Here is a 13337-nt window from a genome sequence, read left to right as displayed (position 1 = left end):
GGCGGGAACAAATGGAAAGAGAAAATCCCGCCGATGCGCGTTAGAATTGGCCTAATGTGGCAACGACTTTCCTTCCGGACGCAACTGTTTCTTCCACTCGGCGCCAGTTTTCTCGCGGCGCTGGTGCTGGGCGGCATATTGCTGCAGATATTTGCAACTGGCCAGCTGGCTGACGAGAACGAGCCGGCCCGGCGCTCGATCAGGGTGATCGCCGCGGCGCTCAACAACACGCTGCGCACTTCGGACCATCCGCAGACGACGCTGGATGCCTTTGTCCAGTCCCTGGGCACCTCCTCGGATATTCAATTCCGGGCAGCCGGCACGGGCCCCCCTCCCTCCGCGAAGGAGGGTCTGCGCAACCTGCAGGCGGTTCCACAATGGTTCGTCAACCTGTTGACCATGCCGGACATCGACGCGGCGTCGCCGGTGCTCATTGACGGCAGGCATGTCGGCGACCTCGTGTTCCTGCCGGACTTGTCGGCCGACCTGTTCGAGAAGTGGATCGGCTTCCTTGCCCTGACCGGCCTCGTCGTCGTGCTGATGGCGCTGACGGGCACCATCGCCTATCTCTTCGCGAAATCGGCGATGCGATCGCTGCAGCACCTCGGCGAAGGACTGACGCGAATACGGCGCGGCGACTACGCGACGCCGATCCCGGTCGGAGGACCGCCGGAGGTGCGGCGCAGCTGCGAGGCGGCGAATGCCCTGTCCACAACGCTCGCGCAATTGAGTCACGACAATCGCGACCTGTTGCACCGCCTGGTGTCGCTTCAGGACGATGAGCGGCGCGATCTTGCTCGTGAGCTGCACGACGAGCTCGGCCCGCTGCTGTTCAGCATCCGCGCCGGCACAATCTCGCTGATGGAAGCCGCCTCCCCGACATCGGGAAATCTCGGCAATTCTGCGGAGGACGTGTTGCAATCGGTCGAGGCGCTGCAGCAGACCAACCGCCGCATCCTCGACCGGCTGCGCCCGCTCTACATCGAAGAGCTGGGGCTCGCGACGAGCGTGCAGACGCTGCTGCAGAACTTTCGCAAGCAGGCACCGCATATCGGCCTGACGTCCGCGATCGATCCCGGCCTCAACGCGATCGACGGACCGCTTGCCCAGACCGTCTATCGCGTGATCCAGGAGGCGCTGACCAACGTGCTGCGCCATGCCGGGGCCAACCATGCCCATGTGCAGGCGACCATCGCTGGCGACGCGCTCGACATCGAGGTCTCCGACGATGGCGGCGGATTTCCCGAGGGCAACAGGTTCGGCCGCGGCCTGACCGGCATGCACGAGCGCGCGCGCGCACTCAGCGGGTCGCTGTCATTGCTGCGCGCGGATCAACGAACCCGTGTGCGCTGCCGCTTGCCCATCGAAAGGGTACGAAACGCGCCCGCGTGAGGCGTCACGCGGATCATGCGTCAGCAGGCGCAGCCCTCGTGGGCGTTCTGTCGCGAGGGCGTGCACAGCGTGCTGTAGATCTTGCCTTCCGGGCTGAAACGAAACGAGGCGTGGATACGCAGCGCGCCGGCGACGGAATATTCGAGATCGACGCCATCCGGCGCCGGCTCGATCTCCTCCAGGCCGAAACCCGCCGCCAGATAGGCGCTGAGCCGCGATCCCCAATAGCTTTCGAGTTCGCGCCGGCCGCGATGATAATGCTGCGTGCCGTTGCACGTGCATTCGACCTGCGCATCGTCCGCATAGAGGTCGAGCAACATCGTAAGGTCGCCCGTCCTGCAGGCATCCACCCAATCGACGACAACACCCATCTGATCAAAATCACTCACGGCGCATTCCTGTTCTGCCGCGGACAAACTCAAGCGCGGCTTAGGATCACAGTCGTGAATATGTGCTGAATAATAAAGCCCGGACGATTCCGGGTTCCCACCGGGAACCTACGGACGTCCCTGGCTTTCCCGCCGCGTTCTCACCCAGACGCCGAATGCGATCAGCACCGCGCCTGCGAGCGTGAACCAGGTGATGGCGTATTGCAGATGGTCGTCCTTCAGATGCACGTCGAGCGGCCCCGGACGCGGGATGTTGTTCTCCGGCGCCGGCTGCTCGAGGTCGACGTAGAACGGCGCCACCGCGCCCCAGCCGAGTGCGCTCGCGATCGCCCGATGATCGCGCACGAACCAGAGCCGCTTGTCGCGGTTCTCCGCCGGATTCATCCAGCCCGATGCCTCCGGGAAGCGGAGATAGCCGGTGAGCACGACCGGCTGTCCAGTGACGAGCTTCTTCACCGCGCGATCCTCCACGCTACGGTCCTGCATCGTGTTCTCGACGAAGCCGGCATCGATCACGACGACCTCGCCGCCCGCAAGCCGCGCCGGCAGGAACGCCCAGGTGCCGGGGCCGGAGGCATCCTTGCGCACGGCCGAGCCGGACGAATAGACCATCGCGTCGGGCAAGGGCGCGTAGGTCGCGGTGAAGGTGACGCGGCGGAATTCGTCGCGTGCGGGATCGAGCGCGGCCCACTGCGCGGGCGAAGGCAGCGCGACGGGCGCCTGCGCGAGGCGCTCGGTAAGGGCCGCGACCAGCTCGTGCTTCGCGGTACGGCGCTGCAGCTGCCAGACGCCGAGCGCCACGAAGACGGCGGTCAGGAAAAGCGTGAACAGCGCGAAGCCGGCCACGCGAGGCTTGCGCGCGGTTGAGTTCATTTCGCGCGGTCGATCAGCCGGCCCGGCGCCGCCTTGTGATGGTATTGCAGCGCGATCAGCAGGGCCTTCATGGAGCGCAGCGGCAACAGCGTGGTGGCGAGGATCAGCGGCAGCCAGAGCACCGCATGCAGCCAGAACGGCGGCTGGTATTTGACCTCGACGACCAGCGCGCAGCCGACGACGATCGCGCCCGCCAGCATGATGATGAAGATCGCCGGACCGTCGCCGGCATCGATGAAGGCATAGTCGAGCCCGCAGCGGTCGCAAGCGGGAGCGAGCGTGAGGAAGCCCGCATAGAGCTTGCCCTGGCCGCAGCGCGGACATTTGCAGGCAAGCCCGCGCAGCGCGCTTTGCAGGACGGTGGTTTCGGGCTCCGAGGGGCCGGCAGTGTCGTTCATGATGGCAGACTCTATCACAGTTCCGCCGAAACCTGCGGCGGGGCGGAAAGAGAAAGGGCGGCCCTGCGGCCGCCCTTTCCCATCAATCCATTGCGGCTCAGTGCGCGCCGTGAGCCATGGCCTCGGCACCGTGTCCCCAGACATAGATGCAGAGGAACAGGAACAGCCAGACCACGTCGACGAAGTGCCAGTACCAGGCGGCGAACTCGAAGCCGAGGTGCTGCTTCGGCGTGAAGTGGCCGGCATAGGCGCGGAACAGGCAGACCAGCAGGAAGATGGTGCCGACCAGCACGTGGAAACCGTGGAAGCCGGTCGCCATGAAGAAGGTCGCGCCATAGACGTTGCCGGCGAAGGAGAACGCTGCGTGGCTGTACTCATAGGCCTGCACGCAGGTGAAGAGCGCGCCGAGCACGACGGTGAGGATCAGGCCGTATTTGAGACCCTGGCGATCGTTCTCGAGCAGCGCATGGTGCGCCCAGGTCACGGTGGTGCCCGACGTCAGCAGGATCAGCGTGTTCAGGAGCGGCAGGTGCCAGGGATCGAAGGTCTCGATGCCCTTCGGCGGCCAGGTGCCGGGGACCGCGCAGGCGCCGGCCTGGGTGCCGAGGCCGCAGCCGAACACGGCGTCGCGCGTGGCGTGGACGGCGTCGGCCGGAAACAGCGCGGCGTTGAAATAGGCCCAGAACCAGGCCACGAAGAACATCACCTCGGAGGCGATGAACAGGATCATGCCGTAGCGGTGATGCAGCTGCACGACGCGGGTGTGGTCGCCCTTGTACTGGGCTTCCTTGATCACGTCGCCCCACCAGCTCGCCATGGTGTAGAGCACACCGACGGTGCCGACACCGAACACGATCGGTGCCGCCGAGAACATGTGATGCATCCAGGCGATCGCGCCGACCGCCATGATGAAGGCCGAGAGCGAACCGACGGCCGGCCAGGGAGAGGGATCGACCAGGTGATAGTCGTGTTGCTTGCCTTGAGCCGTAGCCATTTCCGTCTCTCTCCTCAATCCCGTGCCTATCAGGCACTTATCCCCTTGTTTCCAACCTGCCGCGCCCAAAGCCCGGCGATCAGAGATTTCCCTTGCGTTTGTCGTTCTCGCCGGATGCGAGCGGCTTCACCACCGGATCCTTCACCGGATAGAACGTGTAGGACAGCGTGATCGTGTTCAGCCCGTCGTTCTCGTGGTCGTCGGCAATCGACGGATCGACGTAGAACACGACCGGCATCTCGCGCTTCTCGCCGGGCGCCATGGTCTGCTCGGTGAAGCAGAAGCAGTTGATCTTCTGGAAGTAGGAGCCGACCGTCAGCGGCGCGACATTGTAGGCGGCCTGGCCTGCGGTGGTCCGCGCGGCCTGGTTGGTCACGGTGTAGAACACGGTCACGACCTGGCCGATATTGACCTCGATCTCGCTCTGCTCCGGCTCGAACTTCCAGGGCAAACCCGGCGCGACGTTGGAATCGAAGCGCACCGCGATCTTCCGCGCGATCGGACCGGTGGCGGGCGCCGAGGTCGCGACCTGGGTGGTGCCGTTGAAGCCGGTGGCGCGGCAGAACCAGTTGTAGAACGGCACCGCCGCGTAGGAGGCACCGACCATCAGCGCCACCACGGCGCCGCAGATCGAGGCGACCACCACATCACGCCCCAGCCCGCGGCCCTTGGCGGCATTGGCCGGCTTGGCGCTGACATCCTGCGATATGGTCGGCTCGTGATCCATGTTTCCTACATCGGCCGGACTAGCACCGCCGGTCCCTTGACCATGGTGACGGCGAAGAACAGAACGACGAGCACACCGAGCGCAAGCGCGATCGCAATCGAACGCTGGCGACGGCTCTTCTTCTGCGCCTCGGTGAGGACGATTCCATCTGGCTCGGGTTTGTCGGCCATTGCTGCGATCATGCGCCCCCAACCATCGGAGCAAGCGCCCGGAACACGACCTCGGCCAGCAGGGTCGCGAACAGCGCAAACAGATACAGGATCGAGAAGGCGAACAATTTGCGGGTCGCGCGCAGCGACTGGCTGCGCTCGCGGCGCAGATAGACGTTGATCGCGAGCACCAGCATTCCGGCGCCGAGGATCAGCGAGACCACGCCATAGACGGCATCGAAATAGCCGAGCGCCCAGGGCGCGGCGGCGACCGCGATCAGCACGATGGTGTAGAGCAGGATCTGCAGACGCGTCGCGTCGGGACCGGCGACGTTGGGCAGCATCGGAATGCCGGCGCGCGCATAGTCGTCGGAGCGGAACAGCGCCAGCGCCCAGAAATGCGGCGGCGTCCAGAAGAAGATGATGGCGAACAACAGCAGCGGCTCGACGTCGACCGTGCCGGTGACCGCGGCCCAGGCCACCACCGGCGGCAGCGCGCCGGCGGCGCCGCCGATCACGATGTTCTGCGTGGTCCAGCGCTTCAGGCCCATCGTGTAGATCACGACGTAGAAGAAGATGGTGAAGGCGAGCAGCGCGCCCGCGATCCAGTTGACGAGGATGCCCAGCGTCATCACCGAGAAGAAGGACAGCGTCAGGCCGAACGCCATCGCTTCGCCGCGGGTGATGCGGCCGCGCGGGATCGGCCGGTTCGCCGTGCGCGACATCTTGGCGTCGATGTCGCCTTCCAGCGCCATGTTGAGTGCGCCGGAGGCACCGGCACCGACGGCGATGCAGAGCAGCGAGGTGATCGCCAGCACCCAGTGGAAATGCCCGGGCGCCATCGCCATGCCGACCAGCGCGGTGAAGATCACCAGCGACATCACCCGCGGCTTGAGGAGCGCGAGATAATCGCCAACCTCCGCTTCGGAGATGCGGGGATTGATGTCGATGGCGTTCTGGTCGAGGACGGACACTAGTTCAACTCGCTTCGTTATAGAGCCGCGGCGCCCATGGCGGGCGCCGCGGAAGATGGCTTACTGCACGCGGGGCAGCACTTCGAACTGATGGAACGGCGGCGGCGAGGGCAGCGTCCATTCCAACGTGGTCGCGCCCGCACCCCACGGATTGTTGCCCGCCGGGACCTTCTTCATGAAAGCGTCGAGCACGCAGTAGAGGAAGATCAGCACGCCGAAGCCGGAGATGTAGGAGCCGACCGACGACACCAGGTTCCAGCCCGCGAACGCGTCGGGATAGTCGACGTAGCGGCGCGGCATGCCCGACAGGCCGAGGAAGTGCTGCGGGAAGAACACGAGGTTCACGCCGATGAAGGTGACCCAGAAGTGCGCCTTCGCCAGCGTCTCGTTGTACATGTAGCCCGTCATCTTCGGGAACCAGTAGTACCAGCCGGCAAAGATGCCGAACACGGCGCCGAGCGACAGCACGTAGTGGAAGTGCGCGACGACATAATAGGTCTCCTGCAGCACGCGGTCGACGCCGGCGTTCGCCAGCACGACGCCGGTGACGCCGCCGACCGTGAACAGGAAGATGAAGCCCACCGCCCAGATCATCGGGGCGCGGAAGTCGATCGAGCCGCCCCACATCGTGGCGATCCACGAGAAGATCTTCACGCCGGTCGGGACCGCGATCACCATCGTGGCAGCAACGAAGTAGGCCTGCGTCGCCGAGGACATGCCGACCGTGTACATGTGGTGTGCCCACACCACGAAACCGATGCCGCCGATCGCGACCATGGCATAGGCCATGCCGAGATAGCCGAACACGGGCTTGCGCGAGAAGGTCGAGACGATCTGGCTGACCATTCCGAAGGCCGGCAGGATCAGGATGTACACCTCGGGGTGGCCGAAGAACCAGAACAGATGCTGGAACAGCACGGGGTCGCCGCCGCCGTCGGGCGCGAAGAACGTCGTGCCGAAATTGCGGTCGGTGAGCAGCATGGTGATCGCACCGGCGAGCACCGGCAGCGACAGCAGCAGCAGGAACACCGTCACCAGGATCGACCACACGAACAGCGGCATCTTGTGCAGGGTCATGCCCGGCGCGCGCATGTTGAAGATGGTGGTGATGAAGTTGATGGCACCGAGGATCGACGAGGCGCCCGCCAGATGCAGCGACAGGATCGCGAAGTCGACGGCCGGGCCCGGGTGACCGGAGCTCGACAGCGGCACGTACATGGTCCAGCCGGCGCCGACGCCGTTGGCACCGGGCTCGCCCTCGACGAAGGTCGACATCAGCAGCAGCGCGAAGGAGGCCGGCAGCAGCCAGAACGAGATGTTGTTCATGCGCGGGAAGGCCATGTCGGGCGCACCGATCATCAGCGGCACGAACCAGTTGCCGAAGCCGCCGATCATCGCCGGCATGACCATGAAGAAGATCATGATCAGACCGTGGGAGGTCACGAAGACGTTGTAGGTGTGCGTCTCGTGGAAGATCTGCACGCCCGGATACATCAGCTCGGCACGGATCGCGATCGACATCGCGGCACCGATGATGCCCGCGATGACCGCGAAGATCAGGTACATCGTGCCGATGTCCTTGTGGTTGGTCGAATAGACGTAGCGCCGCCATCCGGTCGGATGGGCGTGCTCGTGGTCATGTCCGTGGTCTTGCGCGTGATCGCCGTGTGCCGCTGCGCTGGTTGCCATTTTCAAATCCTGCCTTGCGTCCCAATCGGACCTTTGGAGGTCCCGCCCTTTATTTCGCTTTCGATCCCCTCGAGCCTGGACCCGGCGCTTACTGCGTCGGGCCGGCCGCGGAGGCGTAGGTGCTGGTGCCGCCGCTCGCAAACTTCTTCTTCGCCGTCTCGACCCAGGAGGCGAACTCCTTGTCCTCCACGACGCGAATCGCGATCGGCATGAAGGCGTGGTCCTTGCCGCAAAGCTCCGAACACTGGCCGTAGAACATGCCGGTCTTGGTGGCCTTGAACCAGGTCTCGTTCAGCCGCCCCGGAATGGCATCGATCTTGACGCCGAAAGCCGGCAGCGCGAAGGCGTGGATGACGTCGGCGCCCGTGACCTGGACGCGAATCACCTTGTTGACCGGCACCACCATCTCGTTGTCGACGCCGAGCAGACGGGGCTGCTTGTCCTGGGCCATCAGCGAGTCGAACTCGAACTTGCCGTTATCGGGATAGGCATACGACCAGTACCACTGCTTGCCCGTCGCCTTGATGGTCAGGTCCGCCTTCGGCACGTCGAGCTCCAGGAACAGCAGGCGGAACGACGGCACCGCGATGCCGACCAGGATCAGCACCGGAACCAGGGTCCACACCACCTCGATCAGCGTGTTGTGGGTCGTCCGCGACGGCACCGGATTGGCCTTCGCATTGAACTTGAGCACCACAACCACCAGCAGCGCCAGGACGAACAGCGTGATCAGGGTGATCAACACGAACAGGAAGTTGTGGAACCAGACGATGTTATCCATCACCGGCGAGGCGGACTGCTGGAGCGTCCACTCCCACGGCGCCGGCTGTCCAAGCTCGGCGAATGCCGAACCGCCCGTCGCCAGCGTCAGGCCAGCAACGGCCAATCCCAGCATATGCCGGCCTACCCGGCCCATCGACATCCTCATGCCGTCGCGCTCCCCTTACGAAATCACCCCAAGTGCACTCCCCTATTTCTGGGGAACGCTTATTCGATTCGTCCGTCTGACAAACCGCCGCTCAAGAATACCTCTAAGAGGAATTGGGGCCAGATCGCTAGAACGCCGAAATCAAGCCTCTCAAACCATAATTCTTGATCTATCGCAATGCAGTCTTGAGGCCCGTCTGTCAGCGATCACCCGCAAGATATTTCCCAGTAAGATCAGACAAAAATACCGTTTCCCGGGATGGCGCGGCTTGACAGCGGAATTGCCCGCTGTAGGCACTTGCGAACGGCCGCACAGGAACCTGATTCGTGCCGGCGGCGGCGGCCACGGCGGCGCGGAATTTGCTTGGGAATTGCCTTCAAGACGCCGTCATTTCCGTATCAGTCCACCCGCGCAAGCGACCCAAGCGAGCAGAGGGACCGACCCCGATGGGGCTTTCGAGATGCATGGCAAGGCTGGCTCAGAGGCAGGCTAACGGCCTCACGGCGCTTGCGGCCCTGCTGGCTGCGGCCGTCCTCCTGGCCCTCCCGGGCCTTGCCCATGCGCAGGGCGCGGTGCGCTCCGTCCATGGCGACTGGCAGATTCGCTGCGACACCCCGCCCGGCGCCCAGACCGAGCAATGCGCCCTGATCCAGAGCGTGGTGGCCGAAGACCGGTCCAATGCCGGCCTGACCGTGATCGTGCTCAAGACCGCCGACCAGAAGAGCCGCCTGATGCGGGTCGTCGCCCCGCTCGGCGTCCTCTTGCCCTCCGGCCTCGGCCTCAAGCTCGACAACCAGGACGTCGGCCGCGCCGGCTTCGTCCGTTGCCTGCCCAATGGCTGCGTCGCCGAGGTCGTCATGGACGACAAGCTGCTCGGCCAGCTCCGCAGCGCCAAGACCGCCACCTTCATCATCTTCGAGACGCCGGAAGAAGGCATCGGCTTCCCGCTCAGCCTGAACGGGCTCGGCGAAGGCTACGACAAGCTGCCGTAAGCTTGGCCGCTGCAATCCTATTGTTTCCGTAATGTGAGGCTTCGCGCCCTCGCGGAACCGGGCCGAAACCATTATCTTGCCCCCATCCCCCGATAATGGACGGACACATGACCAACCCTGCCACGACCTCCCTGCTCGACCGTGCCAATCTCGATCGCGACCAGGTTCGCAACGAGGTCGCGCGCGGGCTCGCCGGCGCCGACGACGGCGAATTGTTCCTGGAATACAGCCAGACCGAAGCGCTGATGTTCGACAATGGGCGGCTGAAGCAGGCGACCTACGACACCTCGCAGGGTTTTGGCCTGCGCGCCGTCAAGGACGACGCGGTCGGCTACGCCCATTCCTCCGACGTGTCGCTGCCCGCGCTGATTCGCGCCGCCGACGCGGTCGCGGCCGTCCGCGGCGGCTACTCCGGCAGCTTTGCCGCCCCGCCGGCGCATACCAACGTGCGGCTTTACAGCGACGACAACCCGCTCGATGCCCCCGGCTTCGAGACCAAGGTCAAGCTGCTGGCCGAGATCGACGCCTACTTACGCGACAAGGACCCGCGGGTGCGGCAGGTCAGCGTCAGCCTGGGTGCGACCTGGCAGGTCGTCGAGATCCTGCGGCCCGACGGAGAGAGCTATCGCGATATCCGTCCGCTGGTGCGCGTCAACGTCTCCGTCGTCGCCGGACAGGGCGACCGCCAGGAGAGCGGCAGCAAGGGCTATGGCGGCCGCGCCGGCTATGCCGAATTCATCGAGAGCAAGAACTGGCGCGACGCCGCCGACGGCGCGCTGCGCGAGGCTCTGGTCAATCTCGAATCGATCCCCGCCCCCGCCGGCGAGATGGACGTCGTGCTCGGCGCCGGCTGGCCTGGCGTGATGCTGCATGAAGCGGTCGGCCACGGCCTCGAAGGCGACTTCAACCGCAAGAAGACCTCCGCCTTCGCCGGCCTGATGGGCCAGCAGGTCGCGGCCAAGGGCGTCACCGTGGTCGACGACGGCACCATTGCCTCGCGCCGCGGCTCGCTGTCGATCGACGACGAGGGCACGCCGACCAACCGCACCGTGCTGATCGAGGACGGCATCCTGGTCGGCTACATGCAGGACCGCCAGAACGCGCGCCTGATGAACATGAAGCCGACCGGCAACGGCCGCCGCCAGGGCTACGCCCATGTGCCGATGCCGCGCATGACCAATACCTACATGCTCGCGGGCGACCGCGATCCGGCCGAGATCCTCGCCTCCGTGAAGAACGGCGTGTTCGCCGCGAATTTCGGCGGCGGCCAGGTCGACATCACCTCGGGCAAGTACGTGTTCCAGTGCACCGAGGCCTACAAGATCGAGAACGGCAAGATCGGCGCGCCACTGAAGGGCGCCATGCTGATCGGCAACGGGCCGACCGACCTGCATCGCATCCGCATGATCGGCAACGACCTTGCGCTCGATACCGGCATCGGCACCTGCGGCAAGAACGGCCAGGGCGTGCCTGTCGGCGTCGGCCAGCCGTCGCTTCTGATGGAACGCATTACGGTGGGTGGAACGGGCGCATGAGCGTTGAAGACAAAGTGACTGCGCCCGCCAAGCGCAAAAGCAGCGGCTGGGGCGGACAGATCGTTCAGCTCGCCGGCATCGTGGCCGCCGTGTTCATTGCCAAGGGCGCGCTCGCCGAGCCGTTCTACGTGCCGTCGGGCTCGATGGAGCCGACGCTGCTGATCGGCGATGCCCTGCTCGCCTCGAAATTCCCCTACGGCTACGGCACCTCGTCGCTGCCGATCCAGATCAACCTGCCCGAAAGCGGCCGCGTCTTCGCCGAAACGCCGAAGGAAGGCGACGTCGTCGTGTTCCGCTGGCCCGGCGATCGCTCGCAAGCCTGGGTCAAGCGCGTCGTCGGCCTGCCCGGCGACCGCATCCAGATGCGCCAGGGCCAGCTCTTCGTGAACGACCGTCCCGCCGAGTTGAAGCCCGATGGCATCGGCCAGGCCGAGGACGACAACGGCGGCAGAGAGCCCGCCTATCGCTATATCGAGACGCTGCCGAACGGCGTCTCGCATCTGATCTTCAAGATGCGCGACAACGGCCCGCTCGACAACACGCCGGAGGTGACGGTGCCGCCCGGCCACCTCTTCGTGCTCGGCGATAACAGAGACAACTCCGCCGACAGCCGCGTACCCTTGCGATCCGGCGGCGTCGGCATGCTGCCGATCGACAATCTGATCGGACGCGCGGATGCCGTGGTTGGCTCTTGGGATCTCGGCATGCGCAGCCAGCCTGTGTACACTTGGCTGTCCGGCTTCCGGCTCGCGCGGTTCTTCACCGCCGTGCACTGACGGGATCGTAGACCGCAGGGTGGGCAAAGGCGTTCTTACGCCGTGCCCACCATGTTTCGACGATGACGAAAGAAGACGTGGGCACGCCGCTCCGCGTCTTTGCCCACCCTACGATTTCCGATGACCCGCGACGAATTCCTCGCATCGGCGCTCCGTAATCCGATCAACGCCGCGATCGTCGACGAGCTCCGTCGCCTCGCGCTGCCGGATCCGTGGCTGGTCGCCGGTTGCCTGGTGCAGACGGTGTGGAACGTGCTCACGGACCGCGCCGTCGATCACGGCATCGCCGACTACGACGTGTTCTATTTCGATTCCGATACGTCGTGGGAGGCGGAGGATTCGGTGATCCGCGAGTTGCATGCGCGGCTGGCGCATCTCGGCGCCAAGGTCGAGATCCGCAACCAGGCGCGCGTACATCTGTGGTACCCGGGCAAGCACGGCCTTCCCTATCCGCCGTTGACGCGCTCGACCGACGGCATCGACCGCTTCCTGACGGAGAACACCCAGCTCGGCATTCGACCCGCGGGCGGCGATTTCGACGTCTATGCGCCACACGGGTTCGGCGACGTCGCGAAGATGATCGTGCGGCCCAATCGCGCGCAGAATTTTTCAGCCGCAAATTACGCAGCGAAGGCCGCACGGTGGAAGGCGCTGTGGCCGGAGCTCACGGTGATCGCGGCGGAATGAGATCGCGTAGGATGGGCAAAGGTACGAAGCACCGTGCCCACGTTCTCTCCATTGCGGTGAGAGATGGTGGGCACGCTTCGCTTTGCCCACCCTGCGGGACCGCCCCAGTTACGGCACCCGGCCTATCGCACCACACCCGAGGTGAACCCCGGCTTGCGGCGCGGCGGCTTGATTTCCTTTTTCAGGTAGCAGCGCGCCTCGCGCCCGGTGTAGCCGGGGCGGGAATAGGTGAAGGCGCGGCACTTGTTGTCGGCGGTGCAGGCGGCCTTGCAGGCCTCGACGCTTTCACCGTCCTTGAGCTCGAAATTGCGCAAGTCGCCGCCGGGGCGGTCGATCGACGTCTCCACGCCCTCGACGCGCGGCTCGATCACGCCGGCGCCGCGGACGCCGGAGATGCAGCAATTGCCGGGCACGCGCGGCGGCACCGTGTTCTTGAGCCAGCACACCGCCGCGGCGCCGTCGATGTCGGGATAGCTGAAGCTCCAGGAGCGGCACTTGCGGTCGCGCTCGCACAAGAGCGCGCAATCCTCGGGGTCGCCCGAGGTCACCGGCTGGCTGAAATAATCGCCGCCGGGCCGGTCGAACGCCGTCTGGGCGCGCGCCGGCACGCCCGCGAACGCGAGCAACAGCAGCGCGGCGCATGCCACGAGGCTTGCCATGACGGCCCCATGCAGGCGGCCCTTCCCCATCGGAACAGCTTTCGAGTTATTGACGACGCTCGGGTTTTTCAGCCGGTCATTTGATCGCCGCAAACCTGTATGGGCGATGAACGGCTGAAGTCCTGGGCGTTGGCCTATCGGCGTAGAGCGTATTCGCGCGAAGTGGGTACCGGTG

At 65.3% G+C, this 13337-nt stretch carries 15 protein-coding genes; 5 read left to right on the top strand and 10 right to left on the bottom strand.

All coding sequences use genetic code 11. From position 1 onward, the window contains the following. Window positions 1-54: 54 nt before the first annotated feature. Window positions 55-1392 (top strand): ATP-binding protein, encoded by a 1338-nt coding sequence (locus tag A7X65_RS16590; protein ID WP_063686524.1) that lies wholly within the window; start codon window positions 55-57, stop codon window positions 1390-1392. A gap of 20 nt (window positions 1393-1412) precedes the next feature. Here the strand turns inward: A7X65_RS16590 and A7X65_RS16585 are convergent, their stop codons facing one another. The 9 genes from A7X65_RS16585 to coxB form a co-directional block, all read right to left on the bottom strand. Further along, window positions 1413-1781 carry a nuclear transport factor 2 family protein gene (locus tag A7X65_RS16585; RefSeq protein ID WP_063686522.1) on the bottom strand — a complete coding sequence of 123 codons (369 nt, stop codon included), beginning with the start codon at window positions 1779-1781 and terminating at the stop codon, window positions 1413-1415. 108 nt (window positions 1782-1889) lie between these two features. Then, window positions 1890-2654 (bottom strand): SURF1 family protein, encoded by a 765-nt coding sequence (locus A7X65_RS16580; protein WP_063686520.1) that lies wholly within the window; start codon window positions 2652-2654, stop codon window positions 1890-1892. Continuing rightward, window positions 2651-3052, bottom strand: a complete 402-nt coding sequence (locus A7X65_RS16575) for a DUF983 domain-containing protein (RefSeq protein WP_063686518.1) — start codon at window positions 3050-3052, stop codon at window positions 2651-2653. The genes A7X65_RS16580 and A7X65_RS16575 overlap by 4 nt, the downstream gene beginning before the upstream one ends. Before the next feature lie 97 nt (window positions 3053-3149). Further along, window positions 3150-4046, bottom strand: a complete 897-nt coding sequence (locus A7X65_RS16570; RefSeq protein ID WP_063686517.1) for a cytochrome c oxidase subunit 3 — start codon at window positions 4044-4046, stop codon at window positions 3150-3152. Window positions 4047-4125: 79 nt separating this feature from the next. Continuing rightward, complete coding sequence (locus A7X65_RS16565; RefSeq protein WP_063686515.1) at window positions 4126-4773, bottom strand: cytochrome c oxidase assembly protein; 648 nt, start codon at window positions 4771-4773, stop codon at window positions 4126-4128. Window positions 4774-4778: 5 nt separating this feature from the next. Then, window positions 4779-4955, bottom strand: a complete 177-nt coding sequence (locus A7X65_RS16560; protein ID WP_063686513.1) for a hypothetical protein — start codon at window positions 4953-4955, stop codon at window positions 4779-4781. Then, the gene (locus tag A7X65_RS16555; protein WP_063686511.1) at window positions 4952-5896 is read right to left on the bottom strand and encodes a heme o synthase; all 945 of its coding nucleotides are present in this window, start codon (window positions 5894-5896) and stop codon (window positions 4952-4954) included. The genes A7X65_RS16560 and A7X65_RS16555 overlap by 4 nt, the downstream gene beginning before the upstream one ends. Window positions 5897-5956: 60 nt before the next feature. Further along, a complete protein-coding gene (ctaD, locus tag A7X65_RS16550) occupies window positions 5957-7585 on the bottom strand; it encodes a cytochrome c oxidase subunit I (RefSeq protein ID WP_063686509.1) in 1629 nt (542 codons plus the stop codon). A gap of 88 nt (window positions 7586-7673) precedes the next feature. Continuing rightward, window positions 7674-8513, bottom strand: a complete 840-nt coding sequence (gene coxB, locus A7X65_RS16545) for a cytochrome c oxidase subunit II (protein WP_063686507.1) — start codon at window positions 8511-8513, stop codon at window positions 7674-7676. A 446-nt stretch (window positions 8514-8959) separates the two neighbouring features. Here coxB and A7X65_RS16540 point away from each other — a divergent pair, with 446 nt between their 5' ends. From A7X65_RS16540 to A7X65_RS16525, 4 genes are all read left to right on the top strand, one after another. Then, the gene (locus A7X65_RS16540) at window positions 8960-9505 is read left to right on the top strand and encodes an invasion associated locus B family protein (RefSeq protein ID WP_063686505.1); all 546 of its coding nucleotides are present in this window, start codon (window positions 8960-8962) and stop codon (window positions 9503-9505) included. 107 nt (window positions 9506-9612) lie between these two features. Then, window positions 9613-11040, top strand: a complete 1428-nt coding sequence (gene tldD, locus A7X65_RS16535) for a metalloprotease TldD (RefSeq protein ID WP_028151631.1) — start codon at window positions 9613-9615, stop codon at window positions 11038-11040. Continuing rightward, window positions 11037-11816 (top strand): signal peptidase I, encoded by a 780-nt coding sequence (lepB, locus tag A7X65_RS16530; RefSeq protein WP_063686503.1) that lies wholly within the window; start codon window positions 11037-11039, stop codon window positions 11814-11816. Before tldD ends, lepB begins: the two co-directional genes overlap by 4 nt. Window positions 11817-11936: 120 nt before the next feature. Then, the gene (locus A7X65_RS16525; RefSeq protein ID WP_063686501.1) at window positions 11937-12503 is read left to right on the top strand and encodes a nucleotidyltransferase family protein; all 567 of its coding nucleotides are present in this window, start codon (window positions 11937-11939) and stop codon (window positions 12501-12503) included. A 122-nt stretch (window positions 12504-12625) separates the two neighbouring features. Here A7X65_RS16525 and A7X65_RS16520 read toward each other — a convergent pair whose 3' ends face one another. Then, complete coding sequence (locus A7X65_RS16520; RefSeq protein WP_063686499.1) at window positions 12626-13192, bottom strand: PAN domain-containing protein; 567 nt, start codon at window positions 13190-13192, stop codon at window positions 12626-12628. Window positions 13193-13337 lie beyond the last annotated feature (145 nt).

It is taken from the genome of Bradyrhizobium stylosanthis, assembly GCF_001641335.1.
Lineage (GTDB): Bacteria > Pseudomonadota > Alphaproteobacteria > Rhizobiales > Xanthobacteraceae > Bradyrhizobium > Bradyrhizobium stylosanthis.
The sequence above is the reverse complement of the archived record's forward strand: the minus strand, read 5'-3'. Positions and strand labels throughout refer to the sequence as shown.

Excerpts from the sequence above, each read along its gene's own strand:
- A7X65_RS16590 (WP_063686524.1), top strand. The coding sequence starts at position 55 with ATGTGGCAACGACTTTCCTTCCGGACGCAACTGTTTCTTCCACTCGGC.
- A7X65_RS16580 (WP_063686520.1), bottom strand. The coding sequence starts at position 2,654 with ATGAACTCAACCGCGCGCAAGCCTCGCGTGGCCGGCTTCGCGCTGTTC.
- A7X65_RS16575 (WP_063686518.1), bottom strand. The coding sequence starts at position 3,052 with ATGAACGACACTGCCGGCCCCTCGGAGCCCGAAACCACCGTCCTGCAA.
- A7X65_RS16570 (WP_063686517.1), bottom strand. The coding sequence starts at position 4,046 with ATGGCTACGGCTCAAGGCAAGCAACACGACTATCACCTGGTCGATCCC.
- A7X65_RS16565 (WP_063686515.1), bottom strand. The coding sequence starts at position 4,773 with ATGGATCACGAGCCGACCATATCGCAGGATGTCAGCGCCAAGCCGGCC.
- A7X65_RS16560 (WP_063686513.1), bottom strand. The coding sequence starts at position 4,955 with ATGATCGCAGCAATGGCCGACAAACCCGAGCCAGATGGAATCGTCCTC.
- ctaD (WP_063686509.1), bottom strand. The coding sequence starts at position 7,585 with ATGGCAACCAGCGCAGCGGCACACGGCGATCACGCGCAAGACCACGGA.
- coxB (WP_063686507.1), bottom strand. The coding sequence starts at position 8,513 with ATGAGGATGTCGATGGGCCGGGTAGGCCGGCATATGCTGGGATTGGCC.
- A7X65_RS16540 (WP_063686505.1), top strand. The coding sequence starts at position 8,960 with ATGGGGCTTTCGAGATGCATGGCAAGGCTGGCTCAGAGGCAGGCTAAC.
- tldD (WP_028151631.1), top strand. The coding sequence starts at position 9,613 with ATGACCAACCCTGCCACGACCTCCCTGCTCGACCGTGCCAATCTCGAT.
- lepB (WP_063686503.1), top strand. The coding sequence starts at position 11,037 with ATGAGCGTTGAAGACAAAGTGACTGCGCCCGCCAAGCGCAAAAGCAGC.
- A7X65_RS16525 (WP_063686501.1), top strand. The coding sequence starts at position 11,937 with ATGACCCGCGACGAATTCCTCGCATCGGCGCTCCGTAATCCGATCAAC.
- A7X65_RS16520 (WP_063686499.1), bottom strand. The coding sequence starts at position 13,192 with ATGGGGAAGGGCCGCCTGCATGGGGCCGTCATGGCAAGCCTCGTGGCA.